At 72.0% G+C, this 16,762-nt stretch carries 17 protein-coding genes; 11 read left to right on the top strand and 6 right to left on the bottom strand.

Going from position 1 to position 16,762, the window contains the following annotated elements; all coding sequences use genetic code 11:
* Positions 1 to 10 precede the first annotated feature (10 nt).
* From accD to BU204_RS03845, 5 genes are all read left to right on the top strand, one after another.
* Positions 11 to 1,711, top strand: coding sequence for an acetyl-CoA carboxylase, carboxyltransferase subunit beta (gene accD, locus BU204_RS03865; RefSeq protein WP_143229291.1), 1,701 nt, complete (start codon positions 11 to 13; stop codon positions 1,709 to 1,711).
* A gap of 28 nt (positions 1,712 to 1,739) precedes the next feature.
* The gene (locus tag BU204_RS41075; protein ID WP_143229290.1) at positions 1,740 to 2,294 is read left to right on the top strand and encodes an acetyl-CoA carboxylase biotin carboxyl carrier protein; all 555 of its coding nucleotides are present in this window, start codon (positions 1,740 to 1,742) and stop codon (positions 2,292 to 2,294) included.
* A 10-nt stretch (positions 2,295 to 2,304) separates the two neighbouring features.
* A complete protein-coding gene (gene accC, locus BU204_RS03855; RefSeq protein ID WP_075124123.1) occupies positions 2,305 to 3,657 on the top strand; it encodes an acetyl-CoA carboxylase biotin carboxylase subunit in 1,353 nt (450 codons plus the stop codon).
* A gap of 64 nt (positions 3,658 to 3,721) precedes the next feature.
* Positions 3,722 to 4,360, top strand: coding sequence for a TetR/AcrR family transcriptional regulator (locus BU204_RS03850; RefSeq protein ID WP_075124122.1), 639 nt, complete (start codon positions 3,722 to 3,724; stop codon positions 4,358 to 4,360).
* The gene (locus BU204_RS03845) at positions 4,357 to 5,112 is read left to right on the top strand and encodes a sugar isomerase domain-containing protein (protein ID WP_075124121.1); all 756 of its coding nucleotides are present in this window, start codon (positions 4,357 to 4,359) and stop codon (positions 5,110 to 5,112) included. Before BU204_RS03850 ends, BU204_RS03845 begins: the two co-directional genes overlap by 4 nt.
* An 11-nt stretch (positions 5,113 to 5,123) precedes the next feature.
* Here BU204_RS03845 and BU204_RS03840 read toward each other — a convergent pair whose 3' ends face one another.
* On the bottom strand, positions 5,124 to 5,603 hold the full coding sequence (locus tag BU204_RS03840; protein WP_075124120.1) for a cupin domain-containing protein: 480 nt from the start codon (positions 5,601 to 5,603) through the stop codon (positions 5,124 to 5,126).
* Between the two features lie 35 nt (positions 5,604 to 5,638).
* Here BU204_RS03840 and BU204_RS03835 point away from each other — a divergent pair, with 35 nt between their 5' ends.
* Positions 5,639 to 6,685, top strand: a complete 1,047-nt coding sequence (locus tag BU204_RS03835; RefSeq protein ID WP_075124119.1) for a dihydrofolate reductase family protein — start codon at positions 5,639 to 5,641, stop codon at positions 6,683 to 6,685.
* On the opposite strand, the gene BU204_RS03830 is transcribed toward BU204_RS03835, so the two are convergent.
* The 5 genes from BU204_RS03830 to kstD are packed head-to-tail and all read right to left on the bottom strand — an operon-like array spanning position 6,660 to position 11,681.
* Positions 6,660 to 7,529, bottom strand: coding sequence for a MaoC/PaaZ C-terminal domain-containing protein (locus BU204_RS03830; protein ID WP_075124118.1), 870 nt, complete (start codon positions 7,527 to 7,529; stop codon positions 6,660 to 6,662). The two genes, BU204_RS03835 and BU204_RS03830, sit on opposite strands and share 26 nt — an antisense overlap.
* Positions 7,530 to 7,540: 11 nt before the next feature.
* On the bottom strand, positions 7,541 to 8,608 hold the full coding sequence (locus tag BU204_RS03825; RefSeq protein WP_075124117.1) for a ferredoxin--NADP reductase: 1,068 nt from the start codon (positions 8,606 to 8,608) through the stop codon (positions 7,541 to 7,543).
* Positions 8,568 to 8,906 carry a hypothetical protein gene (locus tag BU204_RS03820; protein WP_075124116.1) on the bottom strand — a complete coding sequence of 113 codons (339 nt, stop codon included), beginning with the start codon at positions 8,904 to 8,906 and terminating at the stop codon, positions 8,568 to 8,570. Before BU204_RS03820 ends, BU204_RS03825 begins: the two co-directional genes overlap by 41 nt.
* Positions 8,903 to 10,033, bottom strand: a complete 1,131-nt coding sequence (locus BU204_RS03815) for a Rieske 2Fe-2S domain-containing protein (RefSeq protein WP_075124115.1) — start codon at positions 10,031 to 10,033, stop codon at positions 8,903 to 8,905. Before BU204_RS03815 ends, BU204_RS03820 begins: the two co-directional genes overlap by 4 nt.
* Positions 10,023 to 11,681, bottom strand: a complete 1,659-nt coding sequence (gene kstD, locus BU204_RS03810) for a 3-oxosteroid 1-dehydrogenase (RefSeq protein ID WP_075124114.1) — start codon at positions 11,679 to 11,681, stop codon at positions 10,023 to 10,025. Before kstD ends, BU204_RS03815 begins: the two co-directional genes overlap by 11 nt.
* A 34-nt stretch (positions 11,682 to 11,715) precedes the next feature.
* Between kstD and BU204_RS03805 the strand changes: the two genes are divergently transcribed.
* Genes BU204_RS03805 through hsaB form a run of 5 tightly spaced genes read left to right on the top strand, consistent with a single transcriptional unit; the run spans position 11,716 to position 16,758 of the window.
* Positions 11,716 to 13,308, top strand: coding sequence for an FAD-binding protein (locus tag BU204_RS03805; protein WP_075124113.1), 1,593 nt, complete (start codon positions 11,716 to 11,718; stop codon positions 13,306 to 13,308).
* Between the two features lie 9 nt (positions 13,309 to 13,317).
* Positions 13,318 to 14,481 carry a 3-hydroxy-9,10-secoandrosta-1,3,5(10)-triene-9,17-dione monooxygenase oxygenase subunit gene (gene hsaA, locus BU204_RS03800; RefSeq protein ID WP_075124112.1) on the top strand — a complete coding sequence of 388 codons (1,164 nt, stop codon included), beginning with the start codon at positions 13,318 to 13,320 and terminating at the stop codon, positions 14,479 to 14,481.
* Positions 14,478 to 15,308 (top strand): 4,5:9,10-diseco-3-hydroxy-5,9,17-trioxoandrosta-1(10),2-diene-4-oate hydrolase, encoded by an 831-nt coding sequence (gene hsaD / locus BU204_RS03795; RefSeq protein WP_075124191.1) that lies wholly within the window; start codon positions 14,478 to 14,480, stop codon positions 15,306 to 15,308. The genes hsaA and hsaD overlap by 4 nt, the downstream gene beginning before the upstream one ends.
* Positions 15,308 to 16,210 carry an iron-dependent extradiol dioxygenase HsaC gene (hsaC, locus tag BU204_RS03790; RefSeq protein WP_075124111.1) on the top strand — a complete coding sequence of 301 codons (903 nt, stop codon included), beginning with the start codon at positions 15,308 to 15,310 and terminating at the stop codon, positions 16,208 to 16,210. The genes hsaD and hsaC overlap by 1 nt, the downstream gene beginning before the upstream one ends.
* Positions 16,207 to 16,758 carry a 3-hydroxy-9,10-secoandrosta-1,3,5(10)-triene-9,17-dione monooxygenase reductase subunit gene (hsaB, locus tag BU204_RS03785; protein ID WP_075124110.1) on the top strand — a complete coding sequence of 184 codons (552 nt, stop codon included), beginning with the start codon at positions 16,207 to 16,209 and terminating at the stop codon, positions 16,756 to 16,758. The genes hsaC and hsaB overlap by 4 nt, the downstream gene beginning before the upstream one ends.
* The last annotated feature ends 4 nt before the right edge of the window (positions 16,759 to 16,762 follow it).

Genomic DNA, 16,762 nt, shown 5'->3' with positions numbered 1-16,762 from the left:
GAGGGTCGCCGTGACCGCTGCCGCCAACGCAGCCGTGACCGCAACCTCAGCCGATCCGGTCGAATGGGTGAGCTGCCGCCAGTGCCGCTCCCTGGTCTATGACAAGCGGTTGAGCCGCAGCCTCCGGGTCTGCCCGGACTGCGGGTACCACGGCCGGGTCGACGCCCGCCGGCGGGTCGAGCAGCTGCTGGACCCCGGGACCGTCCGGGTCCTGGACCTGCCGGTGCACTCGGCCGACCCGCTCGAGTTCACCGACTCCAAGCCCTACCCGCGCCGCCTCGCCGGTGCCCGCGCCAAGACCGGTCTGGACGAGGCCGTGGTGTGTGCGAGCGGCAGCATCGAGGGCCACCCGCTGATCGTCGCCGTGATGGACTTCGACTTCATGGGCGGCAGCCTCGGCGGCGCGGTCGGCGAGCTGATCACGCTGGCCGGGGAGATCGCGCTGGAGCGGCGGGTGCCGCTGCTCATCGTCACCGCGTCCGGCGGAGCCCGGATGCAGGAGGGCGCCGTCGCCCTCATGCAGATGGCCAAGACCAGCGCGATGCTCGGTCGGCTCGACGAGGCCGGGATCCTCACGATCACGCTGGTCACCGATCCGACGTTCGGCGGCGTCGCTGCCTCGTTCGCGACGCTGTCCGACGTGATCATCGCCGAGCCCGGCGCCCGGCTGGGGTTCGCCGGCCGGCGGGTGATCGAGCAGACCATCAAGCAGACCCTGCCACCGGACTTCCAGACCGCGGAGTTCCTGCTGGCCAACGGCCTGATCGACATGATCCGCGCGCGTCAGGAGCTGCGGCCGACGCTGGCCAGGCTACTTGCCATCGGGTCTCCGGGCCGGGTCACCCGCCTCGACGAGCCGGCCGCCGAAGTGCCGGTGCCGGCCGAGCCGGCCGCCACCGAGCGGGCCGGCGCCGACCGGCCCGACCCGTGGCAGGTCGTGCAGCGTGCCAGGGACCTGAACCGGCCGACCACGGCGGACTACGTCGGCCTGCTGCTCGACGACTTCGAGGAGCTGCGCGGGGACCGCCTCGGCGCCGACTGCCCCGCGATCATCGGCGGGCTGGGCCGGCTGGCCGGCCTGCCGGTGGTGGTGTTGGGCCACCAGAAGGGCCACACCGCCGTCGAGCTCGGCGCCCGCAACTTCGGCATGCCGACCCCGGCCGGCTACCGCAAGTCCGCGCGGCTGATGCGCCTGGCCGCCAAGCTCGGGCTGCCGATCATCTCGCTGATCGACACCCCCGGCGCCTACCCCGGCCGGGAGGCCGAGCAGCACGGCCAGGCCATCGCGATCGCGGAGAACATCCGGCTGATGGCGGGGCTGCCGGTGCCGGTCGTCAGCGTGGTCACCGGCGAGGGCGGCAGCGGCGGCGCGCTCGCCCTGGGGGTCGGCAACCACGTGCTGATCTGCGCCAACGCCGTGTACTCGGTGATCAGCCCGGAGGGCTGCGCGGCGATCCTGTGGAACGACCCGGCCGCCGCCCCACGCGCGGCCGAGGCACTCCGGATGACCTCCGCCGAGCTGCTCGAGCTCGGCATCGTCGACCGGGTGGTGCCCGAACCGGCCGGCGGTACCCAGGCGGACCACGTCACCGCCGGGCAGCACCTGCGCACCGCGCTCCTGGAGAGCCTGCGTGCGCTGCTGCCGCTCGACCAGACCCAGCTGATCGCCCAGCGCCGGGCCAGGTTCCGCGCGTTCGGATCCGGCAGCTGACCAGCCAGAGAACGGGAAAGGCAGGACGATGACCCACCGACTCCCCCGCGCCGTGCCCACCACCAACGGCGGCACGCCGGGATTCGACGAGCACGCGGAGGACCAGACCGTGGAGGACGTGCTGGCGGCGGTCCGCAACACCGCGGCCGAGCTGATCAGCCGGTCGGTCCAACCGCCGACCTCACTGAACGTGCGCGTCGGCGAGGTGGCCGTGGAGATGGCCTGGCAGCCAGCCGCCGTCACCGCCGCACCGGTCACGGTGGACGGGGCAGTGGTACCGATGCCGGTGGTCGCACCGGCGGTGGCACCGGCGCCCATCCCGGCCGGGCCGACGCTCAACGCGGCCACCGTCGGCACCTTCTACCGCGCGCCGGCCCCGGGCACCCCGCCGTTCGTCAGCGAGGGCGACCAGGTCTCACCCGGACAGCAGATCGCGATCATCGAGGCGATGAAGCTGATGCTGCCGGTGGAGGCCGAGCGCGGCGGCCGCATCGCCGAGGTGCTCGTCGGCGACGGCGAGGCCGTCGAGTACGGGCAGCCGCTGTTCCGCCTCGCCACCGACGACTCCGAGCTCGCGGCCTGAAGGGTGCACGATGTTCGACAAGATCCTGATCGCCAACCGCGGTGAGATCGCGGTGCGGGTCCTTCGGGCCTGCCGCGAGCTCGGCGTCCGCACGGTCGCCGTGTACTCGACCGAGGACGCCGACTCGGCGGTCGTGCGGATGGCCGACGAGTCCGTGCGCATCGGGCCGGCGCCGCCGAAGCAGAGCTATCTCAACGCGGCCGCGGTGATCGAGGCCGCCCGGCTCAGCGGCGCGGACGCCATCCACCCCGGCTACGGCTTCCTGTCCGAGGACTCCGACTTCGCCGAGGTGTGCCAGGCGGAGGGGATCACGTTCATCGGTCCGCCGCCGTCGGTCATGGCCCAGCTCGGCGACAAGACGTCGGCCCGAGCGGCCATGACCGCTGCCGGGCTGCCACTGCTGCCCGGCAGCGTCGAGCCGCTGACCGACCCCGAGTCGGCCCGGCGCCTCGCCGACGAGATCGGCTTCCCGGTGATCATCAAGGCCGCGGCCGGTGGGGGCGGGCGCGGTATGTCCATCGTGGACATCCCGGCGGAGTTCGCCAGGACCTACCAGACAACCAAGGCCACCGCGCTCCAGCTGTTCGGCGACGGCCGGGTCTACGTCGAGCGCTACCTTCCCTCGGCCCGGCACGTGGAGATCCAGGTGCTGGCCGACACCCACGGCAACGCCATCCATCTGGGTGAACGGGACTGCTCGGTCCAGCGGCGGCACCAGAAGCTCGTCGAGGAGACCCCGGCACCGGGCCTGCCGGCCGAGCTCACCGAGCGCATGGGCGCGGCCGCCGTGCGCGGGGCGCTCTTCACCGGATACGTCGGCGCCGGCACCTTCGAGTTCCTCGTGGACACGGAGAACCACTTCTACTTCATGGAGGTGAACTGCCGGATCCAGGTCGAGCACCCGGTTACCGAGGTCGTGACGGGCGTCGACCTGATCGCCGAGCAGCTGCACGTCGCGGCCGGCGAGCCGCTGCGGCTGCGGCAGGAGGACGTGGTGACCCGGGGTGCGGCGATCGAGTGCCGGGTCAACGTCGAGGACCCGAAGCGGAACTTCGCGCCAGCTCCGGGACTGCTCACGGAATTCACCCCTCCGGGTGGCCCCTTCGTCCGTGTCGATACCCACGGTTACACCGGCTACAAGGTTCCGGCGAACTACGACTCCCTGCTGGCCAAGGTGATCGCCTGGGCACCGGACCGCGAGCAGGCGATCGCCAGGATGAGGCGTGCTTTGGCCGAGTTCGCGATCGACGGACCGGGTGTTCACACGACCAGGGAATTCCTCGACCAGGTCCTGCGTGATCCCGAGTTCGTCGACGGCAAGCACGACACCTCGTTGGTCGCCAGACTGCTCGACGGCAGCTGACCTTCGTTGTCCCTCCGGTCGACCAGCCACTACATTGGGCCGGTACCGATTGGGGGTAGCGAGGATGGCGGGAACCGGCGCCGTCGCGCGACGCACGTACGGCGGCCGCTCCGCGGCCGACCGTCGGGCCGAGCGCAGAGAACGGCTGCTCGACGCAGGGTTGGACCTGTTCGGCACCTCGGGCTACGCGGCAGCGTCGATCGAGAAGCTGTGCACCCATGCCGGAGTGTCCACCCGGAACTTCTACGAGGAGTTCGCCAGCCGCGAGGACCTGCTGATGGCCCTGCACGACAGGATCGTCGAGCAGGCGTTCCAGGCGGTCGTCTCGGCGCTGTCGGAGGGGGCGGACGCCCCGCTGGCACGCCGTTTCGAGCTCGCCGTGCGGGCGTTCGTCACCACGACGGCGAGCGACCCGCGGTGGGCCCGGCTGGCCTACGTGGAGATCATCGGCGTCAGCAACACGGTCGAGAAACACCGGATCGCCTGGCGCGACCGGTGGGCGGAGTTCCTGGTGGCCGAGGCCAAGCGGGCGGTCAAGCGAGGCGAGGCCCCGCAGCGGGACTTCTGCCTCGGCGCGGTCGCGCTGATCGGCGCGGTGAACGAGCTCGTCCACCACTGGTCGGTCAGCGGCGGCCAGGGCTCGCTGGACGCCGTGATCGCCGAGATCGTGCGGATCGCCACGGCGGCGGTGACGGCGCCATGACACCCTCCGCGGAGACGAGCGCGTCGGAGCTGTTACGCCTGCTCGGCGTGGTGGCCTCGTCGTCCCGAGTGGCGGTGGCCGCCGCGGCCGAGCTGTTCGCCACCTGCGTGCGGGCGGACGGCGTGATCCAGGCCTTCGGCACCGGGCACTCCCAGGCGACGGCGCTGGAGCTCGCCGGCCGGGCCGGCGGGCTGATCCCGACCAACCGGATCGCGCTGAGCGACCTCGTGCAGTTCGGTGGCGAGGACCCGTCGGTGCTCGCCGACCCCATGCTGGAGCGGCGGGCCGACGTCGCCCGCCGGCTCTACGAGCTGGCGGCGCCGCGCCCGCAGGACCTGTTCGTGATCGCGTCCAGCTCCGGGGTGAACCCGTCGGTCGTGGAGATGGCGCACGTGGTCAAGGAGGGCGGGCACGCCCTGGTGGCGATCACCTCCGTGCAGCACAGCACGCGGGTGCCGGCCAAGCACAGCTCGGGCAAGCGCCTGGCCGACCTCGCCGACGTCACCCTGGACAACGGCGCCCCGTTCGGCGACACGCTCCTCGAGCTGCCGGACGGCACGTCGGCCGGCGCGGTCTCGTCGCTCTCGGCCGGCCTGCTGGTGCAGATGGTCGTCGCGGAGACCGTGCGGCTGCTGCTGGACAGCGGCACCACGCCGCCGGTCTACGTGTCCAACAACGTCCCCGGCGGGCTCGAGCGCAACCTGGAGCTGGAGGCCAAGTACCAGGGCCGCATCCGCCGCACGGCGAGTTGACTACCTGGTGATCACTCAACCATGTACTGGTCGTGTTTGGCGAAGAACTCCGCGCGCTCCTCGGGCGACAGCTCACGTCCGGAGTCGACCAGCTCGGCGAGCTCGATGAAGTACCGCTCGCGGGGCGGGGCCGGGGCGAACAGGATCAGCATCGAGGCCGCCTCGTCGGAGGTGTTGCCGAAGGCGTGCACGCCGCCCTTCGGCACGTAGAGGAAGTCGCCCTTGGTCGCGTCCACCCAGTTCGCGCCGTCGAACAGGCGCACGGTGCCGTCGAGGATGAAGAACGACTCCGAGAACGTGCGGTGGAAGTGCGGGGCCGGACCGCCGGCTTGGGGCGCCATGTCGTACTGGAACAGCCCGAACTCGCCGTTCGTCACGTCCCCGGTCGCCACGAACGCGTTTCGGACCTTCGGCCGCACCAGCACCTGGACCTCGTCGGTGGAGCGGTAGGTGGCGCTGCCGACCTCACCGCTGTCCCCGAGATACGACACGCCGCCTCCACCGCCCGTGGGATCATGGGCCTGCCATGACAACACGCCCGTATGTCCTGCTCAGCGCCGCCATGTCGATCGACGGCTACCTCGACGACGCTACCGATCAACGGCTCGTCCTGTCGAACGACCTCGACTGGGACCGGGTCGACGAGGTACGCGCCGGCTGCGACGCGATCCTGGTCGGCGCGAACACCGTGCGTCGGGACAACCCGCGGTTGGTGATCCGCTCGGCGGCCCGGCGGGAGCGACGGGTCGCCAGCGGACTGCCCGCCGACCCGATCAAGGTCGTGCTCAGCCGCAGCGGCGACCTCGACCCGGCGGCCGCGTTCTTCACCACCGGCGAGGGCGAGAAGCTCGTGCACGCCGACATCGACACGATGCTCGCCGACCTCGCCGCGCGTGGCGTGCGCCGACTGATGGTCGAGGGCGGAACGGGGACGCACACCTCGTTCCTCACCCGAGGGCTCGCCGACGAGCTACACCTCGTCGTCGCACCGTTCTTCGTCGGTGACGCCGCGGCGCCCCGGTTCGTCCACGACGGACGGTTCCCCTGGGACCGGGACCGCCGGGCCACCCTGGCCGAGGTGCGGAAGATCGGAAACGTGGTACTGCACCGGTACCTGCTGAGCGAGCGCGAGGTGGACCGGTACTGGCTCGAGCAGGCCGTCGAGCTGTCGCGGCGGTGCCCGCCCTCGGACACGGCCTTCGCGGTCGGCGCGGTCGTCGTCGACGCGCACGGGGAGGAGATCGCCCGCGGGTACTCCCGGGAGACCGACGACCGGGTGCACGCCGAGGAGGCGGCCCTGGCCCGGCTCGACCCCGCCGATCCCCGGCTCGCCACAGCGACCATCTACAGCTCGCTGGAGCCCTGCAGCCGGCGCCGGTCCCGGCCACGCACCTGTACCCGGCTGATCCTCGACGCCGGTCTCCCCCGGGTGGTGTTCGCCCTGCGCGAGCCGCCGACCTTCGTCGACGGCGAGGGCGCCGAGCTGCTGGCCGCCGCGGGCCGCGAGGTCGTCGAGCGGCCCGACCTCGCCGCCGGGGTGCGGGAGGTCAACCGGTCGTTGCTGCCAGCGTGAGGACGGTGTCGGTCAGCACGGGCGCGTCGTCCCGCTCGACGGCGGTGGCGGTGGCGACCAGCCGGTCGGCGTCCTCCCAGACGCGGACGCGGAGCGTCTCACCCGGGAAGACCACGCCGGCGAACCTCGTCGAGACGCCCTGGACACGCCTCACCTCGGCGTCCAGGTACGAGTCCACAACGGCTTTGCAGGCCATCCCGTAGGTGCACAGCCCGTGCAGGATCGGGCGGGCGAACCCGGCGAGCGCGGCGAACTCGGGATCGGCGTGCAGGGGGTTGCGGTCGCCGCACAGCCGGTACAGCAACGCCTGTTGCGGCAGGATCGGAACCTCGAGGACCCGGTCCGGCTCACGCTCGGGCACCACGGGCTGGGTGGCCGGCCCCCGATGCCCGCCGAAGCCTCCCTCACCCCGCACGAAGATGCTGGACCTTGCTGTCCATAGTGGAGACTCGTCCGCGCTGACCTCGGTCTCCTGCACGATCACCGCCGCCTTGCCCTTGTCCAGCACGTCGGCGATGCGGGAGCGGGCGATCGCCTGGCCTTCGCGCGGGATCGGTGCGTGCAGGGTTATCGACTGCATCCCGTGCAGTACCTTGCGCAGGTCGACGTCGATGCCCGGGAAGCGCACCGCGGGTGGTTCGAACGTGCGGAAACCCGGGGCCACCACGCCGAAGGTCGGCAGGACCTGGAGCCGGTCCTCGAGCACGTAGCGCAGCTCGCGCGGGTCGGTCGGCTCGGCGCCCGCGCCGAGCCCGAGGTGGTAGAGCAGGACGTCCGAGCTGGTCCAGGCGAACTCGGTGGTGCCGATGTCGGCACCGATCGCGACTGTCGGGTCGATGGGCACGGCGGAACCCCCTACTCGTAGCTGACCTCGACGGTCTCGGTCACCGGAACGGACTGGCAGGCGAGGATCACGCCGTCGGCGAGGTCCTCCTCCTCGAGCACGTCGTTGTTGAGCATTCGCACCTCCCCGGACAGCAGCCGGCACGCACAGGCACTGCACGCCCCCTCCCGGCACGAGTAGGGCGCGTCGAGGTCATTGTCCAGCAACAGGTCCAGCAGCTTGGTGCCGGCCGGCCAGTCCAGTCGGTGGACGACACCGTCCAGCGAGACCGACACGGTCGACGCCTTCCGCGGCTCGCCCGCCACCACCGGTTCGGCCCGCTCGAACGGGTTGGCACCGAGCGACTGGAAGCGTTCCAGGTGGACCCGCGTCCTCGGCACCTCCAAGGTGGACAGCGCGGAGCGCACCCCCGCCATGAACGGCTTGGGCCCGCACACGAACGCCTCCCGCCCGCGGTAGGGACGCGCCAGAGCGGCCAGCGCGGCCGGGGTGGGCAGACCCTGGAGGGACTCCAGCCAGTGCACGAGGACGAACCGCTCCGGATGCCGCGCCGCCAGCTCGGCGAGCACACCGGCGAAGATCACCGAGCCCTCGTCGCGGTTGGCGTACACCAGCGCCACCCGCCCTCTTCCCGCGGCCAGGGCGGACTTCGCGATCGAGACGACCGGGGTGATCCCGCTGCCCGCGGCGAACAGCAGCAGGTCCTCGTCGAGGGAGGCGGGGGTGAAGACGCCGGCCGGCGGCAGGCACTCCAGCTCGGCTCCGGCTCGGACCTCGTCGCAGATCCAGTTCGAGCCGTACCCGTCGGCGGTGCGCTTGACGGTGACCTGGAGGCGGTCGTCGGTGTGCGGGGAGCTGGACAGCGAGTAGCACCTGGCGACCGAGCCACAGCGGTCGCTGGGGATGCGCAGCGTGAGGAACTGGCCCGGCCGGTAGGCGAACCGGTCGACCAACCCGGAGTCCACCTCGAACACCAGCGAGACCGCGTCCGCGGTCTCCTCGACCACCTCGGCGACCCTGAGCCGGTACGAGAGCTGGCTAGGCACCCGGAACCACCACGGCGCCGGAGGCCACCGCATGCTCGATGGCTGTCCGCAGCATCGGGCAGGTGTCGATCCTGGCGCCCGGCTCGCCGGCGGCCACCCTCGCGGCAAAGGCCGGGCAGGTCGCCGCCGGGTCGGAGCGCCACTGCACGCTGGTCTGCACAGCGCTCGCCTTGCGGACGAGGACCTCGCTGGCACAGCCCCCGCAGTGGACCGGGGTGAGCCCGGACTCCAGGAAATCGCGCGCCTCGGCGGCGCTGCCCTCGGGGTCGCGGTAATCAGGCGCCTTCGCCCACAGGGAGCGCGCCGGCCCGCCGTCACCCGGTCGGCTCACGGCACCTCGGCCTTTCGGCGGGCGAGGTTGTCGGCCACCTCCTGCTCCCAGGCCTCGTTGGCCCTGGTCGTGTCCACCTCGAACTCGAACCGGTTGGTCATCTCCTCGGTGACGTCCTCCGCGTCCACGTAGAACTGCTCGTACCAGCGCCGCAGCTGGTACACCGGCCCGTCCTCCTCGCACAGCAGCGGGTTGTCGATGCGCGTCTTGTTGCGCCAGATCTCCACGTCCTGCAGGAAGCCGACGCCGAAGCTCTTGGCCAGCTTTCCGGCGACCTTGTCCGCCTTCTCCTTCGGCAGCCCCGGTAGCTTCTTCACGCTCACCCCCCACTGCAGGACGAACGAGTCCGCGGTGACCGGGTAGTGGCAGTTGATCAGCACGGTCTCGATGGTCGTGCCGCGGAAGTCCTGCCACAGGTCGTTGATCATGTATGAGGGCCCGTAGTAGGACGCCTCGGACCGCAGAGTGACGCCCTCGGCCGAGTAGCTCGAGCCGACCTCGACATCCGGCCGGGCTCGCGAGTGCAGGTACTGGGTGGCGACATGGCCCTCGAACACGTTCTTGAAGTAGGTCGGGAACGCGAAGTGGATGTAGAAGAAGTGGGCCATGTCGACCATGTTGTCGATGATCTCCCGGCAGTTGGATCCCTCGATCCGGACGGTGTCCCACGTCCAGTCGCTCCACTCCGGACCGGAGGCCCCCCGGGTCTCCGGGATCACCACGTGCTCCGGTGGTGGCTTGCCCTCCGGGTCGTTCCAGACGAACAGCTGGCGGTTGCGCTCGAGGGTGAGCCAGGACCTGGTCCTGGCCCGCATGGGGATCCGCTTGGCGTAGGGGATGCCGACGCACCTGCCGTTGCCGGCCCAGCGCCAGTCGTGGAAGGGGCAGGCGATCGCCTCGCCCTTGACGGTCCCCTGGGACAGGTCGCCACCCATGTGCCGGCAGTAGGCGTCCAGGACGTTCAGCGTGCCGTCCTCGGTGGCGAACACCACGAGCTTGGTGCCAAACGCCTCCACCGCGTGTGGCCGCCCGTCCCGGAAGGTGTCCGCGAGACCGAGGCAGTGCCAGCCGCGGGCGAACCTCGTCCGCGGTGTGCCGACGTCGATCGTGCGCACGCTACTGGTCATCGTCGCGCTCCAGAATGTGCTGTACCGCAAGGTATCCGAAGGTCATGGCCGGGCCGAGCGTCGCGCCGGGGCCGGCGTAGGTCCGGCCCATCACCGGCGCGCTCGCGTTGCCGGCGGCGTACAGGCCGGGGATCACCGACCCGTCCTCCCGCAGCACCCGCGCCACCGGGTCGGTGCGCAACCCGCCCTTGGTGCCGAGGTCGCCGGGCACGACGCGCACGGCGTAGTAGGGCGGCCGCGCGAGCGGCGCGAGGCAGGGGTTGGGTCTGTTGCGCGGGTCCCCGTAGTACCGGTCGTAGGCGCTCTCGCCCCGGCCGAAGTCCTTGTCCACACCAGAGGCCGCGAAGCCGTTGAAGCGGTCCACCGTCCGGCGCAGTGCCTCGACCGGAACCTCGATCCGCTCGGCCAGCCCCTCGACCGTGCTCGACCTGCGCACTGTGCCGAACTCGTACCAGTGGCGCGGGAACGGTTGCCTCGGGCCGAGCCCGGCGAACACGTAACGGTTGCGGTAGCGCTGGTCGGCGACCAGCCAGGCCGGGATGTGTGGCACCTCGTCGGTGTGGTTGTCGTACATCGCGTGCACGGCGTCCACGTAGGGCGCCGCCTCGTTGACGAACCGTTCCCCACCCTGGTTGACCAGGATGCACCCGGGCAGCGTCCGCTCGGCCAGGAAGAAGTACGGCCCGCGTGGCAGTTGGATCGTCGGCCCCCACCAGGAGTCGTCCATCACCGCCACGGCGGCGCCCAGACGCAGCCCAGCCTCGATCCCGTCGCCGGTGTTCTCCGCGGCGCCGACCGTCCACTCGGTACCAATCGGCGCGCGTTGGTACTCCTTGCGCATCCGCTCGTTGTGCTCGAAGCCTCCGGTGGTGAGGATGACGCCCCGGCGCGCGGTGACCGGGCCGTCCGGGGTGTCCACGCCGACAACCCGGCCGCGTTCCACCCTGAAACCGGTCAGCGGGGTGTTCAGCCGGACCGGGACGCCCGCCCGGCGCAGCCCGGCCCGCAACCCTCCCGCGAGCGCCTGGCCCATCGTCAGCAACCGGCGCCGGGTGAGCAGCGAGACCACCCGCCGGCCGGCGACCCGGCCGGTGCGCAGCAGACCGCGCGGGTGGCGGGCCATGAGGTTCATCCACCGGTAGTCGGCCTGGGTGACCGCCATCCCGGTCGGCGCGCGCAGGTACGGCGGAGCCAGCGTGGCGAGGTCCGCGCCGACGAGGCGGGCGTCCATCGGACTCGGCTCGATCGACCGGCCCTGTGGCAGGCCGCCCGGCGCCTCGGGGTAGTAGTCGGCGTAGCCCGGCACCCACCGCATCCGCAGCGGGGTGTTGGCGAGGACGAACGCGAGCATCGCCGGTCCGTTGTCCAGGAACGCGCGGCGCAGGTCCTCGTCGACCTCGCCGTCGGTGATGTGGGCGAGGTAGGCGTGCGCGGCGGCGGGGGTGTCGGGCACCCCGGCCGCCAGGATCACCTGGTTGTTGGGAACCCAGAGACCACCGCCGGAGCGCGCCGTCGACCCGCCGTAATGGGCGCCCTTCTCCACGAGCAGCGTGTCGAGGCCGTTGTGGGCGGCGGCGAGCGCGGCCGTCATGCCGGCCGCGCCGGCACCGACAACAACCACGTCGACAGTCCGCTCGCCCGTGCTCATGGAGCTCATACTAGAACAGGTTATAGTTTTTCTCATGGGTGCGCCCCCGGACTGGGACGAGCAGGCGGACGTCGTGGTCGTCGGGCTCGGGGCCGCCGGCGCGTGTGCCGCGGTCGAGGCGGCCCGGGCCGGCGCGGACGTCCTGGTCCTGGACAGGTTCACCGGCGGTGGCGCGACGGCGCTCTCCGGCGGTGTGGTGTACGCCGGCGGTGGCACGGCGGTGCAACGCGCGGCCGGCGTCACCGACACGGTCGAGGCGATGTACGACTACCTGCTCCAGGAGGTCGGGGACGCGGTGTCGCCGGCGACGCTGCACCGGTTCTGCGCCTCGAGCCCGGAGATGATCGACTGGCTGGCCGGCCTCGGCGTGCCCTTCGACCCCAGCCCGTGCCCGTTCAAGACGTCCTATCCGCCGAACGCGTTCTACCTGTACCACTCCGGCAGCGAGAACGCCTGGCCCTACCGGTCCACGGCCACACCGGCCCCGCGCGGCCACCGCGTGCACGCCCCGGGGACCTCCGGGCACGCGCTGTTCCAGGCCCTCGCCAAGGCCGTTGCCGACACCTGCCGGGTCCGCCAGCGCACCTCGGCCGTCCGGCTGGTGGTCGAGGCCGGCCGGGTGGCGGGGGTGGAGTGCCGCACGCTCGCCGAGGCGCCGGCTCGCGTGCGGCGCCGGTTCGACCGCCTGCACCGAGTGGCGGACAAGCCCGGCCTCTACGTCCCGGCGCTGGCCCGTCGCCTGGCCCGGCAGGTCAGCGCCATCGAGGCCCGCTGGTCGCGCCCGTACCGGGTAGCCGCCCGGCACGGCGTCGTGCTGGCCACCGGCGGCTTCGTCAACAACCGGGAGATGATGCGCGCCCACGCGCCGGCGTATCGGGGCGGCCTCCCGCTGGGCACCCAGGGCGACGACGGGAGCGGGATCCGCCTCGGTGTGGCCGCCGGCGGGCGGGCCGAGCGGCTTGGCGCGGTCTCCGCCTGGCGCTTCCTCACGCCGCCGAGCGCACTGCTGGGCGGGGTGCTGGTCGGCCAGGACGGACGGCGGTTCGTGGACGAGTCGAGCTACGGCGCCGCCATCGGCGCTCGGCTGGTGGCCGGTGGCGGTCGCGCCTGGCTGCTCGTCGACGAGCGGATCCGCACCGCCGCACTGGGCCAACTGCCCCGGGAGACGCTGTTGTTCCAGCGGCTCCAGGGTGAGTACCTGCTCCGCCGGCCCCGGCTGCGCGGCGCGACGATCGAGCAGGTGGCCCGCCGGGCGGGGATCGACCCCGGCGGCCTCGCCGAGACCGTGCGCGCCTACGGCGAGGATCCCGACGCGTTCGGCAAGCACTCGGACCTGGTGACCCCGCTGACCCGGCCGCCGTTCACGGCGATCGACGTCTCCTATGGGCCGCGCCTGGGCTACCCCTGCCCGGTGCTCACGCTGGGTGGCCTGGCCGTCGACGAGTGCACCGGCCAGGTACTCGGCCTCGACGGCGACCCGATCGCCGGTCTGTACGCGGCCGGGCGCGCGGCGGTGGGCATCTGCTCGAACTCCTACGTCAGCGGCCTGTCGCTCGCCGACTGCGTGTTCTCCGGCCGGCGGGCCGGCCGTGCCGCCGCGGTCGACATAAACGAGAACGTGTTCTAGTCTGGCCCGGTGACCGAGCAGGTGCTTGACAGCGTCCGGGAACTGCTCCCCGTCCTCCGCGAGCGTGCCCAGGCCACCGAGGACGCGAGGCGGGTGTCGGAGGAGTCGATCAAGACGCTGCGCCAGACCGGCTTCTTCCGGCTGTTGCAGCCGGTGCGCTACGGCGGCCTGGAGACCCACCCGAACCGCTTCTACCGCGCGGTCCGCCTCGTCTCCAGCGCCTGCGGCTCCACCGGCTGGGTGGCCTCGGTCCTGGGCTGCCACCCCTGGCAGCTGGCGCTGTTCGACGACCGCGCCCAGCGGGAGGTGTGGGGCGAGGACGAGGACATGCTGGTCTCCTCCTCCTACGCACCGATGGGTCGCGCCACGCCGGTCGACGGTGGGTTCGAGTTCTCCGGGCGCTGGTCGTTCTCCTCGGGCTGCGACCACGCCGGGTGGGTGTTCCTCGGGGGCCTCGTCCTCGGCGAGAACGGCGACCCGGTCGACTTCCGCACGTTCCTGCTGCCCCGCGCCGACTACGAGATCGAGGACGTCTGGGACACGATCGGGCTGCGCGGCACCGGGAGCAACGACGTCATCGTCGAGCGGGCCTTCGTGCCCGAGTACCGCACGCTGAGCTTCATGGACACCGGCCGCTGCCAGGGACCGGGCCAGGCGGTCAACACCGGCCCGCTCTACCGGCTGCCGTTCGCGTCGGTGTTCTCCTGCTCGATCGCGGTCCCGGTGGTGGGCATGGCCGAGGGCGCCTACGACGCCTACGTCACCCACACCCGCGAGCGCGTGCGTGCCTCGACCGGCGGCCGGGCCGCCGAGGACGCGTTCAACCAGCTGCGCATCGCCGAGGCGGCGAGCAAGCTCGACGCGGCAGTGCTCCAGGTGGAGCGGAACATCGACGAGGAGATGCGGTTGGCCTCCGCCGGCGAGAAGATCCCGTTCCCGCTTCGCGTCCGGACCCGACGCGACCAGGTCAACGCGACCAGCTCGGCGATCGCCGCGGTGGACCGGCTCTTCGAGAGCGCGGGCGGCCGGGCGCTGCGGGTGGGCACGCCGATCCAACGGTTCTGGCGCGACGCGCACGCCGGCCGGGTACACGCCATCAACGACCCGGAGAAGGCGCTCGCGATGTACGGCCAGGCACAACTCGGGTTGAAGGTGCAGGACGCGTGGATCTGACCGAGGGGCACGCCGACGTCGGCGGATTTCGGCTGCACTACTACGAACAGGGCGACGGCGAGTCCGTCGTCATGCTGCACGGCGGCGGCCCCGGCGCCTCGGCGTGGAGCAACTTCGGGCCCAACCTCCCGGTGTTCGCCAAGCGGTTCCGCACCCTGCTGGTCGACCAGCCGGGCTTCGGCGGCTCGGACCGGCCCCGGATCACCTCGCAGTTCTTCCGGTTCTCCGCCGACGCGCTGGCGCGCCTGCTCGACGACCGCGGCATCGAGCGCGCCCATGTCGTGGGCAACTCGCTCGGTGGCGGCACCGCCGTCCGCTTCGCGCTCGACCACCCCGACCGCGCGGGGCGGCTGGTGCTGATGGCGCCCGGCGGGCTCAACCTGTCGGTCTTCGCGCCGGACCCCACCGAGGGGATCAAGCGGCTCTACCAGTTCGCCGCGCCCCCGGGACCGAGTAAACAGAAGCTCGCCGCGTTCCTCCGCACGCTCGTCCACGACCAGGACATGGTCACCGACGAGCTCGTCGACGAGCGGTACGCCGCCGCGAGCGACCCGGACGCGGTGCGGGCCATGGCGGACATGGGCGCCTCCTTCGCCGCGGACCCGGAGGGCGGCATGCTCTGGCGCGAGGCCCACCGGCTGCGCCAGCGGGTGCTGCTGGTCTGGGGGCGGGAGGACAGGGTCAACCCGCTCGACGGCGCCCTCGTCGCCCTCAAGGTGATCCCGCGGGCCCAGCTGCACGTGTTCGGCCGGTGTGGACACTGGGCGCAGCTGGAGAAGTTCGCCGAGTTCAACCGCCTCACCATGGACTTCCTCGGAGGTGAGTGATGGGTATCCGATCCCTCGGCTACCTGCGTGTCGAGGCCACCGACGTGGCCGCCTGGCGCGTGTTCGGGCTCAAGGTCCTCGGCATGGTCGAGGGCAAGGGCACGAACCCCGACGCGCTCTACCTGAGAATGGACGACTTCCCGGCCCGGCTGGTGGTCCTGCCGGGAGAGAGCGACCGACTGGCCGCATCCGGCTGGGAGGTGGCGAACGTGGGCGAGCTGGGCGAGGTGTGCGGGCGACTCGAGGCGGCCGGCGTGCCGTACAAGGAGGGCACACCGGAGCAGCACCGGGACCGCCGGGTCGACCAGCTGATCACCTTCGAGGACCCGTCCGGCAACACGCTCGAGGTCTTCCACGGCGCGGCGCTCGAACACCGGCGCGTGGTCTCCCCGTACGGGCACCGGTTCGTCACCGGCGAGCAGGGCCTCGGCCATGTCGTCCTGTCCACACAGGACGACGCGGAGGCACTGCACTTCTACCGGGACGTGCTCGGCTTCCGGCTGCGCGACTCGATGCGCCTTCCGCCACAGCTGGTCGGCCGGCCGGCGGACGGCGAACCCGCCTGGCTGCGGTTCTTCGGCTGCAACCCGCGCCACCACAGCCTGGCCTTCCTGCCGATGCCCACACCGAGCGGGATCGTGCACCTCATGGTCGAGGTGGAGAACACCGACGACGTGGGCCTCTGCCACGACCGGGCGCTGCGCCGCGGGGTCCCGATGTCGGCCACTCTCGGCCGGCACGTCAACGACCTGATGCTGTCGTTCTACATGAAGACACCCGGCGGCTTCGACGTGGAGTTCGGCTGCGAGGGCCGCCAGGTCGAGGACGAGAGCTGGATCGCCCGGGAGAGCACCGCGGTCTCCCTGTGGGGACACGACTTCTCCATCGGCGCCCAGCCGTGACGGTCGGCTCGGTGGTCGACCCGGCGGCGTTCCGCGCGGCGCTCGGCCACTTCTGCACCGGCGTCACCGTGGTGACCTCCGTGGACAGTGGGGAACCGGTCGGCTTCGCCTGCCAGTCGTTCGCCGCGCTGTCGCTGGAGCCGCCGCTGGTGCTGTTCTGCCCGTCCCGGACGTCGCGGACCTGGCCGCTGATCGAGCAGCACGGCCGCTTCTGCGTCAACGTGCTCGGTCACGACCAGGCCGACCTCAGCCGACGGTTCGGCACCGCGGGCGCGGACAAGTTCGCCGGCGTGCCGTGGTCGCCGGCGCCGTCGGGGTCCCCGGTGCTCGAGGGCGTGCTCACCTGGATCGACTGCACCGTCGAGCAGGTCCACGACGGCGGGGACCACCACGTGGTGCTCGGCCGGGTCACCACGCTCGGCCCCCACCGGCCACACCGGCCGCTGCTGTTCTACCGCGGCGCCTATGCCGCGACCGAGCGCACGGAGCCGGCTCCGGGCATTCTCGACAACCTCATCACCTGGTCGCGTCACGACGACTGGATCTGAGACG

The organism is Actinophytocola xanthii (genome assembly GCF_001921205.1).
GTDB lineage: Bacteria > Actinomycetota > Actinomycetes > Mycobacteriales > Pseudonocardiaceae > Actinophytocola > Actinophytocola xanthii.
This window is presented reverse-complemented; position numbering and strand designations above follow the sequence as displayed.